The organism is Variovorax boronicumulans NBRC 103145, assembly GCF_001591345.1.
In the GTDB taxonomy this organism is placed as follows: Bacteria; Pseudomonadota; Gammaproteobacteria; order Burkholderiales; family Burkholderiaceae_C; genus Variovorax; species Variovorax boronicumulans.
The window spans coordinates 39536-54183 of record NZ_BCUS01000013.1; the positions used below are offsets into that span (position 1 = coordinate 39536).

The following is a 14648-nucleotide window of genomic DNA, read 5'->3' on the forward strand; positions in this document are numbered from 1 at the left end:
CGGCATCGCGCTGCCCGGTCCTGCATCCAACCGGAAAAAAATCCATGAACCTGATCTCGATGTTCGACGAGAGCGCGTCGCGCTGGCCGACGAAGACGCTGCTGCACTACGGCGACGAAGCCTTCAGCTACGCGCAGATCCAGGCGCTCAGCCGCCGCGCCGCGCAGGTGCTGCGCGACCGGGGCGTGGGGCAGGGCGACCGTGTGGCCCTCATGTGCTTCAACACGCCGTACTTTCTCATCGGCGTGCTGGGCGCGCTGCGCCTGGGCGCGGTCATCGTGCCGGTCAACCACAAGCTGCAAAAGCCCGAGGTCGAGTTCATCCTGCGCCACAGCGACGCCAGGCTCTGCATCATCGACGTCGCCCTGGGCGTGGCGCAACGCATCGAGACCGAGGCCTGCCTGCTGGGCACCGGCGACATGGCCGGCGCGGTGGACGTCGGCTTCGATCACTTCGACACGCTGGTGCAGCGCACGGAAGCGGGCGAGCTGCCTGCGCTGGTCGATGACGATGCGCTGGCGCAGGTGCTCTACACCTCGGGCACCACCGGCCAGCCCAAGGGATGCCTGCACAGCCACCGCGCGGTCTTCACCACGGCGCTGGTCTGCGCGGCGGCCCTGTCGATGACGCACAACGACCGGATGCTCATCGCGATGCCGATCTGGCATGCGGCGCCGCTCAACAGCTGGACCTTCGGAACGCTGCTGATGGGCGGCACGCTGGTCTTCCTGCGCGAGTACGCGTCGCGCGGATTCCTGGAAGCGATCGCGCGGCACCGCGTCACGCTGACCTTCGGCGCGCCCATCGCCTTGCTCGCGCCGCTCGAACTCGCCGACTTCGACAGTCACGACCTGGGCTCGATGCGGCTGTGGATCTACGGCGGCGGTCCGCTGGGCGAGGACATGGCGAAGCGGCTCATGCAGCGCTATCGCACGACGCAGTTCATGCAGGTCTACGGCATGACCGAGATGGGCCCGCTGGGCACCGCGCTGTTCCCCGAGGACGCGCTGCGCAAGGCCGGGTCGATCGGCCGCTCCAGCCTGCCAGGCGTGCAGGTGCGCGTGGTTGCTGAGGACGGCAGCGCGACGCCCGCGGGCCAGGTCGGCGAGATCCAGCTGCGCAGCGAAGCCGCCATGCGCGGCTACCTGAACGATGCCGAGGCCACGCGCGCCGCCTACACGCCCGACGGCTGGTACCGAAGCGGCGACCTGGCCCGGGTCGACGAGGACGGCTACTACTACGTGGTGGACCGGCTCAAGGACCTGATCACCACCGGCGGCGAGAACGTGTACTCCAAGGAAGTGGAAGACGCGCTGTCGCCGCATCCCGATCTCGCCGACGTGGCCGTCATCGGCCGCCCGCACCCGGACTGGGGCGAAACCGTGGTGGCGGTCGTCGTGCCCCGGCCCGGCCGACAGCCGGACGCGGAGGCGCTCAAGGCCTTCCTGGCTGACAAGCTGGCCCGCTACAAGATCCCGCGCGACTACGTCGTCGCCGACACGCTGCCGCGCACGCCGTCGGGCAAGTTGCAAAAGCACCTGCTGCGACAAGACATCGGCGCACCGGCTTCCTCTCTTCTTTCCACTTTCAAGGATATCCACGCATGAACCTGTTCGACCTGAACGGAAAAGTCGCCGTCGTGACCGGTGCCAGCCGCGGCATCGGCCGCGCCACCGCCGAGCACCTGGCGCTGCTCGGGGCCAAAGTCTGTGTCTCCAGCCGGCGGCTCGAGGCCTGCGAGGAAGTGGCCGAGGGCATCCGGGCGCAAGGTGGGCAGGCCTTCGCCTGCCAGGCCAGCATCTCGCAGCCCGAGGAGCTGCGCGCGATGGTGGCGCAGGTGCGCGAGCGCTTCGGCGCCATCGACATCCTGGTCTGCAATGCGGCCACCAACCCGCACTACGGGCCGCTGGCCGAGATCGCGGACGAGATGTTCATGAAGATCGTGCGCAACAACGTGCTGAGCAATCTCTGGCTGGCCAACCTCGTTCGGCCCGACATGCAGGCCAGGGGCAGCGGCGCCATCGTGATCGTCTCGTCCATCGCGGGCCTGCAGGGCTCTTCGACGATCGGCGCCTACGGATTGTCCAAGGCCGGCGACATGCAACTGGCCCGCGACCTGGCGGTCGAGTGGGGCCCGCAGGGCATTCGCGTCAACTGCATCGCCCCGGGCCTGATCGACACCAAGATGGCCGGCATGCTGCTCGCGGACCCCGAGATCCAGTCGTTCACGCAGAAGAAATTGCCGTTGCGGCGCGTCGGGCAGCCGCAGGAGATCGCCGGCGCCATCGCCTTCCTGGCATCGCCCGCAGCCGCGTTCGTGACCGGCCAGACGCTCGTCGCCGACGGCGGCGCCGTCATCGTCTGAACACCCATCGATCGACATCCACACGAGGAGACTTACCGTGAGCCTGACAAAGACCATCGCCGCGCCGATGCTGTGCATCGCCCTGGCCGCCAGCGCCCAACCCGTGCAGACCGTGAAGATCGCCACGCTCGACATGCTGTCGGGCCCGATGGCCGGACTGGGACAGAACGTGTTGAAGAGCTTCCAGTACGCGGCGCGGGTCGCGAACGAGGAGAAGTGGGCGGGGCCCTACCAGTTCGAGATCGTTCCCTTCGACAACAAGCTGTCGCCGCAGGAGGCCGTGGCGCTGCTCGGCACGGTCGTGGCCAAGGACATCCGCTATGTGGTCCAGGGCGCGAGTTCGTCCAGCGTGGGCATCGCGCTGGGCGAGGCCATCGACAAGCACAACGCCCGCAATCCGGGCAAGGAGATCGTGTTCCTGAACTACGCGTCGCAGGCGCCGGTGCTCACGAACGAGAAGTGCAGCTACTGGCACTTCCGCACCGACGCCCACTCGGACATGAAGGTCGATGCGCTCACCACCTACCTGGCCGGCCGCAAGGACATCCGCAAGGTCCACCTGCTCAATCCCAACTACGCCTACGGGCAGGACACGGCGCGCGCATCGCGCGAGTCGCTCGCGCGCAAGCGCGCCGACATCGAGATCGTGGGCGACGACCTGCATCCGACCGCGCAGGTGAAGGACTTCGCGCCCTACATGGCCAAGATCCGCCAGTCCGGCGCCGACGCGGTGATCACGGCCAGCTCGGGCTCCGACCTGGCGCTCATCGTGCGCGCGGCCAACGACTTCGGGTTGAAGGTCGACTTCTACACCTTCAACGGCAGCAACTACGGCGTGCCCGGCACCATCGGTGCGACGGGCGAGGGCCGCGTCAAGCTGGTCTCGACCTTCAACCCCAACGACCCCGGTGCGAAGAGCTCGGCCGTGCTCGGCAACTTCAAGAAGCAGTTCGGCGAGGACTTCATCAACGGCATGGGCTACAACGCCGTCGTCGCGCTGTCCGGCGCCATCCGCGGCGCGAAGTCCGCCGAACCGGCGAAGGTGGCCGCCCAGCTCGAGGGCTTGCGCTTCGAGGGCATCAACGGCCCTGTGGTGCTGCGCAAGTCCGACCACCAGGCCCAGCAGGCGATGTTCGTCCAGAGCTGGGAGAAGGTCGATGGCTCGGCCGTCCGCTACGACCAGGAAGGCACCGGGTTCGGCTGGAAGCAGATCGCGAGCGTGGACGCCAAGGCGGCCGAGCAGCCCACGACCTGCCGCATGAAGAGGCCCCTGTGACCGCACGACGGCGCGAGGCGTTGGCCCCGGCACCATGACGACCATCTACATCGACGAAAGCGGCCACAGCGGCGACATGGTCGACAGCGGCACGGGCTACGACTTCAAGCGGCAACCCTACTTCGCATTGGCGGGCGTCGGGCTTCAGGACGAGGAGGAGTGGGACGAACGCCTCCAGGCGTTGCGCGATCGCCATCGCATTCCCTCGGGCGAACCCGGTGCCGGATCGCTGGCATCCAGGCCGGAGTTCTCCGCGGCCGTGATCCACGCCTTGCTCGACCGGCGGGCCCCGCTTTTTGTGGAGCTGGTCGACAAGCGCTACTTCATCTGCAGCTGCATCACGTCGTTCCAGCTGTTGCCGTCCTGCCTCGGCTACCCCGAGTCGATGCGGCTCGAATTCCTCAGGAACGCCGTCGCGGATTTCCTGCACGTCCATGCCGATGCGCAGGTGCTGGACAGCTTCGTCGCGTCCTGCCTGACGCCCGAGGCTGGAACACTTCACGCATCGTTTGCCAGCCTGCGCGACCTGGCCACGCACACCGCCGAGGAGGAGGAAGAGGCCGCGGCGCAGATCGCCAAGGGGTTCGGCCGCATCGTCGAAGCGGCGAACACCGAGTACCACGCGCTGAGCGAGGCCCAGCATCAGCCCTGGCTGGAGTTTCTTCCGCCGCCCGAGCTCAACACGTCGTCGACGCAGGCCTGGACGCTGCCGAACCTGACGTCGTTCATGCGCATCTACGCCCGGATCCACCTCTACTACCGGCACTGCCTGGCCGATGTCCGACTGGTGCACGACCAGAATTTCGAGGTGCAGCGCATCCTGGGGCAGGGAAAGTCCGCCGCCGAAGGGCCGGACCGTGCGATGGAACTGCTGTGCACGTCCCCCTCCGACCACCGCTTCGAAGAAGTGGCCGCCCTCGACTTCAGGCAGTCGCACGAAGCTGCCGGCGTGCAGATGGCCGAGGTGGTGGCGGGCGCCACGATGCGGTTCTTTCGTGACCTGCACGCAGGCACAGGCGTGTGTCCCGAACTGCGCGAGGCCATGATGCGGCTGATCTCCGAAGGCGACGAGCGCACGGGGTACGGCCTCAAGCAGGTGGTGCCGACCCGCCAGGTTCGCATCGGTGCCGAAGAGGCGTGGGCCTGAGCGGACGATCGTGTTTCGTCGACCGCCGACGCGGAACCTTCGGGCGGGCAGGGCCTCCTATCTGGCTTCTCCGCTTCTTTCCACCCGTTTCGCCCGATGAATGAAATCCGCAATGCCGCCGCCGAGCTCGCTCTTTTTCGCCGCCGTGTGGTGGTGGTCGGTTGCGCGGTGCTGTTCGGATTCGGACTGATCGGCGCGCGGCTGGTCTACCTGCAGGTGGTGCGCCATGAAACGCTGGCGGACCGGGCCGAGAGCAATCGCACCGCGATCGTCCCCGTGGTTCCCAACCGCGGGCAGATCCTGGACCGCAACGGCGTAGTGCTGGCGTCCAACTACGCCGCCTACACGCTGGAGATCACGCCGTCGAAGGTGGGCGACATCGCCACGGTCGTCGACGAGCTGGGCGAGCTGCTCGAAGTGACGCCCAGGGACCGCCGCCGCTTCCAGCGCCTGCGCGAGGATTCGCGCAGCTTCGACTCCCTGCCCATCCGCACCCGCCTGAGCGATGAAGAGGTGGCGCGCTTCGCGGCGCAGCGCTACCGCTTCCCCGGCGTGGAAATCAGGGCGCGGCTGTTTCGCACCTACCCGCACGGCGAGGTGGGCGCGCACGTGATCGGCTACATCGGGCGCATCAACCAGCGCGAGAAGACCGCGATGGACGACTGGGAGGAAGACGAGCGCGCCAACTACCGGGGCACCGACTACATCGGCAAGGTCGGCATCGAGCAGAGCTACGAAAAGGCGCTGCACGGCCAGACCGGCGTGGAGCAGATGGAAACCTCGGCCGGCGGGCACGCGGTGCGCCGCCTGTCGCGCCATCCCGCCAGGCCGGGGCAGACGGTGATGCTGTCGCTCGACATCAAGCTGCAGAAGCTCGTGGAAGACATGTTCGGCGAGCGCCGGGGCGCGCTGGTCGCCATCGACCCCAAGACCGGCGAGGTGCTGGCCTTCGTGAGCAAGCCCACGTTCGACCCCAACCTGTTCGTCGAGGGCATCGACACCGAGAACTGGAAGGCGCTGACCGAGTCGCCCGACAACCCGCTGCTGAACCGCGCGCTGCGCGGCACCTACCCGCCGGGCTCCACCTACAAGCCCTTCATGGCGATGGCGGCGCTGCAGACCGGCAAGCGCAGCGCCGACAAGGTGGAGAACGACCCGGGCTTCTACAACTTCGGCGGGCGCACCTTCCGCAGCCACCGGGGCGGGCTTGGCGGTGTCGACATGCACCGCGCCATCCAGTTTTCAAGCAACACGTATTTCTATTCGCTGGCCGCCGAGATGGGCGTGGACCTGATCCACGACTTCATGGCGCCCCTGGGCTTCGGGCAGTTCACCGGCATCGACCTGCAGGGCGAGTCGCGCGGCGTGCTGCCCAGCAGGGCGTGGAAGCGCGCGGCCTACCGGCGCGCCGACATGAAGACCTGGCACCCGGGCGAGACGATTTCGCTGGGCATCGGCCAGGGCTACAACAGCTTCACGATGCTACAGCTGGCCTCGGCCAACGCCACGCTGGCCAACGGCGGCGTGCGCTACCAGCCGCACCTGGTGCGGGCCATCCGCGACACGGCGACCGGCGAGGTGGTGCGGCAGGTCCAACCGCCGGCCCAGGACCTGGGCTATGCGCGCAAGCACGTCGAGGTGGTGCGCGACGCGATGGTGGCGGTCACCAAGGGCGGCACCGGCACGCGCGTGTTCGCGGGCGCCGCGTACACCTCGGCCGGCAAGACCGGCACCTCGCAGGCCGTGGGCCTGAGCGCGAAGGCGCGCGCGAGCGGCAAGGCCCTGGAGGCGCGCCAGCGCGACCACGCGCTGTACATGGCGTTCGCCCCGGCCGAAGACCCGACCATCGCGGTGGCCGCGATCGTCGAGAACGCGGGCTTCGGCGCGGCGCACGCGGCGCCGATCGTCCGGCGGGTGTTCGACTACTGGATTGCGGGGCAGTACCCGAACGACGCCGACATGGCGGCGGTCCAGGTGGGGAAGGCCGGCGCGCCCATCGGCCAACCGCTGGTGGCCAGCGAGGTGCCGGTGCTGGACGATGGTGCGCAGGGGGATGAGGCTGGGGTGCTTTGAGGGGGCGGGGCGGATGCGCCCCCTTGCGGATGGCAAGCCACCACGCCGGCTGCAGCTCGCACGCGGCCGGGCGAAAATCTCCTGATCCCAAGTCCGCCTTCTCCCTCGACCCGATCTTCGAACGCCCGTGACCTCCACCGACCTCCAGGGCTTCATCCTCACGCGCCACTGGCGTGATGCACCGACCGGCACGGAGATCGAGTACTGGCTGGCCACCGAGGCGGGGCCGAGGAAAGTGGTGCTGACTTCCCGCAGCAGCGTCGCTTTCGTCGCCTCCCGGCACAGGGCGGCTGTGGAAGCCCACCTCGCGGCCCTGCCGGGCGTGCAGTTGCGTGAGCTCGAGCTCCAGAGTTTCCAGCAGGAAGCCGTCCTCGGCGTCTATGCGACGCACTTCCGCCAGATCGGCCGGTTGGCGCGCGCCCTGCAGGCGCAGGGCATTCCCTTGCTCGAAGCCGACGTGCGCCCGCACGACCGCTACCTGATGGAGCGCTTCATCACCGCTGGCGTGCGGGTGGAAGGAGGGCGGGCGGAGCACGGCACGCTCGTCGACTGCAAGCTCAGCCCCGCGCCCGAATTCCGGCCGGTGCTCAAGGTCGTGTCGCTGGACATCGAGACGAGCCAGCATGAAGGGCTCTACTCCATTGCGCTGGACGGCACGGCGGAGCGCGTCGTCTTCATGCTCGGCGATCCGTCGCCTGAGCCGGGCGACCCCATGGATTTCTCGCTCGTCTACTGCCCGACCCGCAAGGCGATGATCGAGCAGCTCAACGACTGGTTCGAGCGCAACGATCCCGATGTCCTCATCGGCTGGAACGTGGTCCAGTTCGACCTGCGCGTGCTGCAGAAGACCGCCAACGACTGCGGTGTGCCGCTGCTGCTGGGGCGGGAGCGCCGGCCCATCGAGTGGCGCACGCACCCGGGCAAGCAGGGCTACCTGTTCGCGCCCACGCCGGGGCGGATCGTCCTCGATGGCATCGAGGCGCTCCGGGCCGCGGTGTGGAGCTTTCCGTCGTTCAGCCTCGAGAACGTCTCGCAGACGCTGCTGGGCGAAGGCAAGGCCATCGGCGACGAGTACGACAAGATGGCGGAGATCGAGCGGCGCTACCAGCACGACAAGCCCGCGCTCGCGCTGTACAACATCCGCGACTGCGAGCTGGTCCTGCGCATCTTCGACAAGGCGAAGCTGTTGCAGTTCATGATGGAGCGTGCCCAGGTCACCGGCCTGCAGGCCGACCACTTCGGCGGCTCCATTGCCGCGTTCAGCCACCACTACCTGCCGCGGATGCACCGCCTGGGCTACGTGGCGCCGAACGTGGGCGAGATCGCGAGCAAGGCCTATCCGGGCGGCTACGTGATGGACTCGAAGCCGGGCTTCTACGACTCCGTCGTGGTGCTGGACTACAAGAGCCTCTACCCCTCGATCATCCGCACCTTCCTGGTCGATCCGGTGGGCCTCGTCGAAGGTTTGAACGCCGCCGATGCGACCGGGCTCATCCACGGACCGCAGGAGACCGTCTTCTCGCGCGACAGGCACTGCCTGCCGCAGATCGTGACCACGCTGTGGCACGCGCGGGACGAAGCCAAGCGGGCGAAGAACGAGCCGCTGTCGCAGGCGCTGAAGCTGCTCATGAACTCATTCGCCGGCGTGCTGGGCGCGTCCGAGTGCCGCTTCTTCAACCCGAAGCTGGTGTCCGCCGTGACCCTGCGCGGGCACGAGATGATGAAGCTCACGCGCGAGTTCGTGGAGCAGCGGGGCTACGAGGCGATCTATGGCGACACCGACTCGATCTTCATCTGGCTCCGGCGCACCCATACCAACGAGGAGGCGCATGCCGTCGCGGCTCGCTTGGCGGGCGACATCAACGACTGGTGGGCGCGCACGCTGCGCGAGGAACAGGGCCTGCAGAGCTTTCTCGAGATCGAGGTCGACACGCACTACAAGAAGTTCTTCATGCCCACCATCCGCGGCTCGGAGGTGGGCAGCAAGAAGCGCTACGCCGGACTCAGCGTGGATACCGCGGGCAACGAGGAGATGGTGTATCGCGGCCTCGAGATGGCGCGCAGCGACTGGACCCCGCTGGCGCGCCAGTTCCAGGAGGGCCTGCTGTCACGCATCTTCCAGGGTGAGCCCTACAAGGCCTTCGTGACCGACTATGCGAAGGCGACGCTGGCGGGCGCCAAGGACGACCTGCTCATCTACCGCAAGCGCCTGCGCCACCGGCTCGACGACTACCTGGTCAACGTGCCGCCGCAGGTGCGGGCCGCGCGCATCGCCGACGAGCACAACGTCCGGGTCGGCCGGACCCAGCAGTACCAGAAGGGCGGCTGGATCCAGTACGTCATGACCCGCAACGGGCCGGAGCCGCTGGAAACCCGCCATTCGCGCATCGACTACGAGCACTACCTCACCCGGCAACTGCAGCCGATCGCCGACGCCATTCTTCAGCCCATGGGAGACAGCTTCGCGGCCTTGACGACGTCGCAGCGCGAGCTCTTCGAGCCAGGATCGCCGTGAAGCGACCGCAGGATCAGGTGCCGGGTCGCGGGTCCTTGTCCGTGATGGACAGGTCGACCGGCACCCGCGTCTCGTGCCGGAGGTTCCCGGGCATCTCGAACACCACCGTGAGGTGCCCTTTGACGCGCTCGAAGGGCTTGTCCAGCTTCACGTAGAAGCCCCGCTGGCTGCTCAGGGCGTTGTCGTAGGTCCAGAGCGAAAAGTCCTGCAGCGACGGCGCACCGCCGTCGTCCTTCAGGCGCAGCTTTTCGTTCTTCTCGTTCGTCAGCACGTAGTCCTTGATCCGGTAGGTGGCGACGTCGGCGATGTCGTTGTTCGTGTTGACGATGTGGCCGTTGCGCTTGTATTCGTCGACCTTGGCCTTGGGCAGTGGGTAGTAAGTCAGCACGTCGAACGCGCTCGCCGGCTTTTTCCGGATCAGCGTCTGGTCGGAATTGATGACCATCACGTGCGCACCGAGTTGCGCGAGCAGCGCCCGCGCCTGGTTCGGGGTGTACGGCTGGCGCGGTGCGGCGTGGGCCTGGGAAGCGGGCAGGGCGAACAGGGTGGACAGGACCAGTGGCAGCAGTTTCTTCATCGGGGAGCCCGTGCGGGACGAATGACGGATGCCGACCATTAGGCCATGGCAGCGTCATGCTCCCGGTGGGCTTCTAGTCGTCGTCGCGCACCCGGTACTGCCCCATCAGCGTGCGCTGCACGGTCGGCGGCACGGCCTCGTAATGCGACAGCGCGATGGTGTAGCGCCCCTGGCCGCTGGTCATCGCATTGAGGCGCGACTGGTAGTTGGCCAGCTCGACCTCGGGCACCTGTCCGCCGATGGCCACCGTGCCGGCCCCCAGGCCCGACGTGCCGGTGACCAGGCCGCGCCGCGACGACAGGTCGCTCGTGACGTCGCCGACCGAATGTTCGGGCACGGCGATCTCGATCTGCACGATCGGCTCGAGCACGGCCGGTTGCGCCTCGCGGATCGCCGCCATGAAGGCCTTGCGGCCGGCGGTCGCGAAGGCGATGTCCTTGCTGTCCACGCTGTGGTGCTTGCCGTCGTAGACCACCACGCGCACGTCGACCACGGGGTAGCCGGCGATCGCGCCGTAGGCCAGCACCTCGCGCACGCCTTTCTCGACCGCGGGGATGAACTGGTTCGGAATGGCGCCGCCCCGGACTTCGTCCGCGAACTCGAAACCCGCGCCGCGCGCCAGCGGTTCGATGCGCAGGAAGACTTCGGCGAACTGGCCGGCGCCGCCGGTCTGCTTCTTGTGGCGGTGGTGGCCCTCGGCCGGCGCGGTCACGGTCTCGCGGTAGGCGATGCGTGGCGGCCGCGTCTGGACCTCGAAGCGGTACACCTCGCGCAGGCGCTCGAGCACGAGGCGCAGGTGCAGCTCGCCGAGGCCGTAGAGCACCGTCTCGTTGGTCGCGGCCACATGTTCGATGCGCAGGCACGGGTCTTCGGCCGCGAGCTTGCCGAGGATTTCCCAGGCGCGCTGCTCGTCGCCGTGGCGCTTGGGCTCCACGGCCAGGCCGTACACCGGCACCGGGAACGGCAGCGGCGCGAGATGCACATGGCTGTCTTCGGCCGCGTCGTGCAGCACGGCATCGAAATGGATCTCGTCGACCTTGGCCACCGCCACGATGTCGCCCGGCACCGCGTGCGACACCTCGACATGGTCCTTGCCCTGGAGCATGAACAGGTGCCCGACCTTGAACGGCTTGCGGCCGTCGCCGATGTAGAGAAGGCTGTCGCGCGTGACCGTGCCCTGGTGCACGCGGAAGATGCCCATCTTGCCGACATAGGGGTCGATCGTGACCTTGAACACATGCGCCAGCACGTGCAGCGACGGGTCGGGCCGGGGCTGCATGGGCTGGGCCTGCGCGCCCTCGCCGACGAGGAACTCCGGCGGGTTGGCCTCGGTCGGGTCGGGCAGGAGCTTGACGATCACGTCCAGCAGCTCGGCCACGCCGGCGCCGCTGCGCGACGAGGTGAAGCACACCGGAATCAGATGACCTTCGCGCAGCGCCTGCTCCAGCGGCGCGTGCAGCTCCGACGGGTCCACGTCGCCTTCTTCGAGGTAGCGATCGACGAAGGCCGCGTCGACCTCGACCACCTGTTCCACCAGCGCACGGTGCGCTGCTTCGACGGGGCCGAAGTCGGAGCGTCCGAAGCGGTTGAAGAAGCAGTCGATCACCTGCCGGTTGACCCCGTCGGGCACGTTCAGCGGCAGGCATTCGCGGCCGAAGGTGGCCTGGATGTCGGCCAGCAGGCCCGCCAGCGAGACGCCCTGCGAGTCGATCTTGTTGACGATGATCATGCGGGCCAGGTGGCGCGAGGCCGCGTAGTCCATCATGCGCACCGCCATCGGCTCGATGCCGGTGGCGGCATTGATGACCACCGCCACCGTTTCGACCGCCTCCAGCGCCGGCAGGCTCTGGCCGAGAAAGTCGGGGCCGCCGGGCGTGTCGATGAGGTGGATGCGCGTGGCGGCGTGCGTGAGGTGCATCACCGAGGCGTTGAGCGAATGCAGCATGCGGCGCTCGAGCGGGTCGTGGTCGCTGACGGTGCTGCCGCGCTCGACGCTGCCGCACGCGCCGACGGCGCCCGCCTTGAACAACAGGGCCTCGGCCAGGGAGGTCTTGCCAGCGGCCGCCGCGCCCACCAGCGCCAGCGTTCGCACTGCTTCCATTTCGGCCGCGAGGCCGTTCGATCGGCTTGGCATGGCGGGACTCCTTTGCGCGTCCGCAAGGCCGGCCCGGCGGCCCGCAAGGGCTCGGGTGCTGCGCATCGACGCCGGGGCAGCGTACGGGATTGACCGTGCCGATGCAAGCCGGGGAGGGCGCGCCGGTCAGCCGCTCAGGGCTCCTGCGGCGCGGTGCCTTCGGATGGCGGCCGGTCGGCGGGCAACCTGCCCAGCCGCGACGAGGTCGCGCGCTCCGTGCGGATCTTTCGCAGCGTGTTCGTCAACGCCTGCGGGCTCGTGTTGAGCTGCCTCGCCGCCTTGGCCGGGCGCATGCCCTCGACCAGCACCAGCCGCGCGGCGGCGAGGGACGGGGTGGCCTGCAGGTGCAGCAGCTCGGCCACCTGCCAGAACTCGGCCGAGGTGAAGGTACCGAGGTCCGGCGGCAACGAGCGCGAAGGAACGGCCTGGCGTTTCTCGAAAACGCAGTGAGGCGCCGGGTCCATCTGCCCGACCCGCGCGACCAGGGCCTCGAGGTAGGCCTGCGTGGCGGGGGTGTTGGAAACCCAGTTCGAATGGATGACCAGCTTCGTCCCGTCGTCGGGGAACGTGTGCTCCCAGCTGACCCTCAACTCCGTCATGGCTGGCTGCGGAACGAGCGCATCGTGGGGCGGCTCGTTTCCATGTGATTTTTTTGCATTCGTGCAGTATGTCGCGACAACTCGCGCATTCTTTTGTCGATGTCGCCAGTGTGACCGATGAAGGTGGGTTTTATCCCGGGTTTTCGGTGTAGGCGAATGGAAAGGTGGGCTGCCTCGCGACGATGTGGCACGCGATGCCCAGCGTCACCGGAGGCGAGCCAAGAAGGGCGCACGACCACGCGCCGCGCGCGGCCGGCGCGGCGGGGGCTGTCTTTCTTGCGGTCTGCCCGCCCTAGGCCGATGTGGCCGATGGCTGGGCGGATGCGGCCTGCGGTTGTTCCTGCGAGGTGTGGACCGGCGCGGGGGGGCCGCAGTCGTCCGGCATCTTGCGCGAGGTGCCTCTCACGAGGTGGCGGGGCACGTGGTGTGTCTTGATGAAAAGCGCCAGCGCCTCGCTGCGCGCGGGCTCGGAGACCGGTAGAAACATGTGCAAAGCGCTCATGGTGTCGTTCCGTCGATGCCAGGCAGGAAGGCGGCGCACCCGCTTGTGCCGGGTGGCTGGCGACCCCTGGCATGGCCGCCCGGCAGGCATTATGGGCGCTTGAATCAACCCCGTTAACACCGATGTTTTCGGGCGCCCGCGGTGCCGATGCCCAGACGCCCCGGCCTGCTAGAACGCGTGGCGGATGCCGAAGTCGTAGCCCGTGGAGGTCTTCGGCGTGAGCCCCGCGCTCTGCACGAAGGCCGGGCCGCCCGTGGTGAGCGCCGCGCCGTTCTTGTTGCGCACGTGGCCCACGGTCGCGTACAGCGCGGTGCGCTTGGACAGGTTGTGCACGTAGCCCAGCGCCAGCTTGCCGGCCTTCGGGTTCTTCGCTGCGCCGAACGGTGCGCCGGTGTTGTCCTGGTCGTAGGTGACGTGCGAGTACGCGGCGCGGATCAGCCCGGCGCCGACGGGCACGGTGACGCCGACGACGTAGCCCTCGAGGTCCACCTTGCGCAGGCCGCCGCCGAGCGCGGGCTGCGCCAGGTCGCGCGCGTGCCGCGAGCGCGACCACTCGCCGAAGAGCTTGACGCTGCCGAAGTGGTACGAGGCGCCGAGGTTCATCGTCTTCACCGAGTCGGTGCTGCCTGCGTAGTAGTTGTCGGCGACCGTGCTGTCACCGTAGGCCACGGCCAGCTGCAGCGGTCCGCTCGCGTAGCCCAGTCGCCCGCCGATGTAGCGGCCTGCGCGAGAAGGCGCGACCGCGCCGGGGTTGCGCGCGCCGGTGACGGGATGCACGCCCGGTGGCGTCGCGGTGCCGGGGTCGTAGCTGTCGCGCTCGTGCAGCGCGTACTGCAGTTGCCCGTGAAAGCCGCCGAGGTTCGGCGGCAGGAAGTAGCCGATGGAGTTGCTCGCCCGCACGTAGTTCGCGTTGCCCGCGAAGGCCGTGTTGGCCGCGAGGATCAGGTTGCCGCCGGCGCCGTTGGTGTTGATCGGGTCGAACAGCGTGTCGTTCCAGAAGGTCGGCGTGAAGTCGCGGCCCAGGCGGATCTCGCCGAAGCCGCCCGAGAGGCTCACGGTCGAGCGGCGCGAGAAGTTCGCGATGCCCATGGCACCGTCGTCGTTGGTGATCGGGGCTTCGAGCCAGAAGCTGGCGGCCAGGCCGCCGCCGAGGTCTTCGGTGCCACGAAAGCCCAGGCGGCTGGTGCTGTAGCCGGAGTGGCCGAGGGCGGTGCGGCGCACGGTCACGGCAGGCGTGAGGCCGCGCGGGTCTTCGGATCGGTTCGAATAGCTGCTGACCATCGCATCGATCACGCCGAAGACGGTGACCGAGGATTGGGCGGATGCGGCACCGGCCAGGGAGACGGTGGCCAGGGCGATCAGGGATTTGTTCATCGCGTGGATTCCAGAAAGTGGGAGGGCGCAGGACGAGCGGCGCCACGACAGCCCGGGAACGGGCTGCACGGAGGTGTTCAGTGAGC

General features: G+C 68.3%; 11 protein-coding genes. 6 read left to right on the top strand and 5 right to left on the bottom strand.

Features of this window, described 5'->3' with window-relative positions; genetic code table 11:
- The first annotated feature begins 44 nt into the window (after positions 1-44).
- The 6 genes from VBO01S_RS06085 (at position 45) to VBO01S_RS06110 (ending at position 9376) form a co-directional block, all read left to right on the top strand.
- The gene (locus VBO01S_RS06085; protein WP_062471946.1) at positions 45-1607 is read left to right on the top strand and encodes a class I adenylate-forming enzyme family protein; all 1563 of its coding nucleotides are present in this window, start codon (positions 45-47) and stop codon (positions 1605-1607) included.
- The gene (locus VBO01S_RS06090) at positions 1604-2365 is read left to right on the top strand and encodes an SDR family NAD(P)-dependent oxidoreductase (RefSeq protein WP_062471949.1); all 762 of its coding nucleotides are present in this window, start codon (positions 1604-1606) and stop codon (positions 2363-2365) included. The genes VBO01S_RS06085 and VBO01S_RS06090 overlap by 4 nt, the downstream gene beginning before the upstream one ends.
- 67 nt (positions 2366-2432) lie before the next feature.
- The gene (locus VBO01S_RS06095; protein WP_062472045.1) at positions 2433-3641 is read left to right on the top strand and encodes a branched-chain amino acid ABC transporter substrate-binding protein; all 1209 of its coding nucleotides are present in this window, start codon (positions 2433-2435) and stop codon (positions 3639-3641) included.
- A gap of 34 nt (positions 3642-3675) precedes the next feature.
- Complete coding sequence (locus VBO01S_RS06100) at positions 3676-4788, top strand: DUF3800 domain-containing protein (RefSeq protein ID WP_062471953.1); 1113 nt, start codon at positions 3676-3678, stop codon at positions 4786-4788.
- A 96-nt stretch (positions 4789-4884) separates the two neighbouring features.
- Positions 4885-6861 carry a penicillin-binding protein 2 gene (gene mrdA, locus VBO01S_RS06105; protein ID WP_062471956.1) on the top strand — a complete coding sequence of 659 codons (1977 nt, stop codon included), beginning with the start codon at positions 4885-4887 and terminating at the stop codon, positions 6859-6861.
- A 127-nt stretch (positions 6862-6988) separates the two neighbouring features.
- Positions 6989-9376 carry a DNA polymerase II gene (locus VBO01S_RS06110; protein ID WP_062471958.1) on the top strand — a complete coding sequence of 796 codons (2388 nt, stop codon included), beginning with the start codon at positions 6989-6991 and terminating at the stop codon, positions 9374-9376.
- A gap of 13 nt (positions 9377-9389) precedes the next feature.
- Here VBO01S_RS06110 and VBO01S_RS06115 read toward each other — a convergent pair whose 3' ends face one another.
- The 5 genes from VBO01S_RS06115 to VBO01S_RS06135 all read right to left on the bottom strand — a co-directional run bounded on the left by VBO01S_RS06115 (position 9390) and on the right by VBO01S_RS06135 (position 14562).
- Positions 9390-9953 (bottom strand): hypothetical protein, encoded by a 564-nt coding sequence (locus VBO01S_RS06115; protein WP_255221056.1) that lies wholly within the window; start codon positions 9951-9953, stop codon positions 9390-9392.
- 73 nt (positions 9954-10026) lie between these two features.
- Positions 10027-12087, bottom strand: coding sequence for an elongation factor G (gene fusA, locus VBO01S_RS06120; RefSeq protein WP_062471964.1), 2061 nt, complete (start codon positions 12085-12087; stop codon positions 10027-10029).
- A gap of 134 nt (positions 12088-12221) precedes the next feature.
- A complete protein-coding gene (locus VBO01S_RS06125; protein WP_062471967.1) occupies positions 12222-12686 on the bottom strand; it encodes a hypothetical protein in 465 nt (154 codons plus the stop codon).
- A gap of 292 nt (positions 12687-12978) precedes the next feature.
- The gene (locus VBO01S_RS06130) at positions 12979-13188 is read right to left on the bottom strand and encodes a hypothetical protein (RefSeq protein WP_062471970.1); all 210 of its coding nucleotides are present in this window, start codon (positions 13186-13188) and stop codon (positions 12979-12981) included.
- A gap of 168 nt (positions 13189-13356) precedes the next feature.
- Positions 13357-14562, bottom strand: a complete 1206-nt coding sequence (locus tag VBO01S_RS06135) for a porin (RefSeq protein WP_062471973.1) — start codon at positions 14560-14562, stop codon at positions 13357-13359.
- Positions 14563-14648 lie beyond the last annotated feature (86 nt).

Excerpts from the sequence above, each read along its gene's own strand:
- VBO01S_RS06095 (WP_062472045.1), top strand. The coding sequence starts at position 2,433 with ATGCTGTGCATCGCCCTGGCCGCCAGCGCCCAACCCGTGCAGACCGTG.
- fusA (WP_062471964.1), bottom strand. The coding sequence starts at position 12,087 with ATGCCAAGCCGATCGAACGGCCTCGCGGCCGAAATGGAAGCAGTGCGA.
- mrdA (WP_062471956.1), top strand. The coding sequence starts at position 4,885 with ATGAATGAAATCCGCAATGCCGCCGCCGAGCTCGCTCTTTTTCGCCGC.
- VBO01S_RS06135 (WP_062471973.1), bottom strand. The coding sequence starts at position 14,562 with ATGAACAAATCCCTGATCGCCCTGGCCACCGTCTCCCTGGCCGGTGCC.
- VBO01S_RS06125 (WP_062471967.1), bottom strand. The coding sequence starts at position 12,686 with ATGACGGAGTTGAGGGTCAGCTGGGAGCACACGTTCCCCGACGACGGG.
- VBO01S_RS06090 (WP_062471949.1), top strand. The coding sequence starts at position 1,604 with ATGAACCTGTTCGACCTGAACGGAAAAGTCGCCGTCGTGACCGGTGCC.
- VBO01S_RS06130 (WP_062471970.1), bottom strand. The coding sequence starts at position 13,188 with ATGAGCGCTTTGCACATGTTTCTACCGGTCTCCGAGCCCGCGCGCAGC.
- VBO01S_RS06085 (WP_062471946.1), top strand. The coding sequence starts at position 45 with ATGAACCTGATCTCGATGTTCGACGAGAGCGCGTCGCGCTGGCCGACG.
- VBO01S_RS06115 (WP_255221056.1), bottom strand. The coding sequence starts at position 9,953 with ATGAAGAAACTGCTGCCACTGGTCCTGTCCACCCTGTTCGCCCTGCCC.
- VBO01S_RS06100 (WP_062471953.1), top strand. The coding sequence starts at position 3,676 with ATGACGACCATCTACATCGACGAAAGCGGCCACAGCGGCGACATGGTC.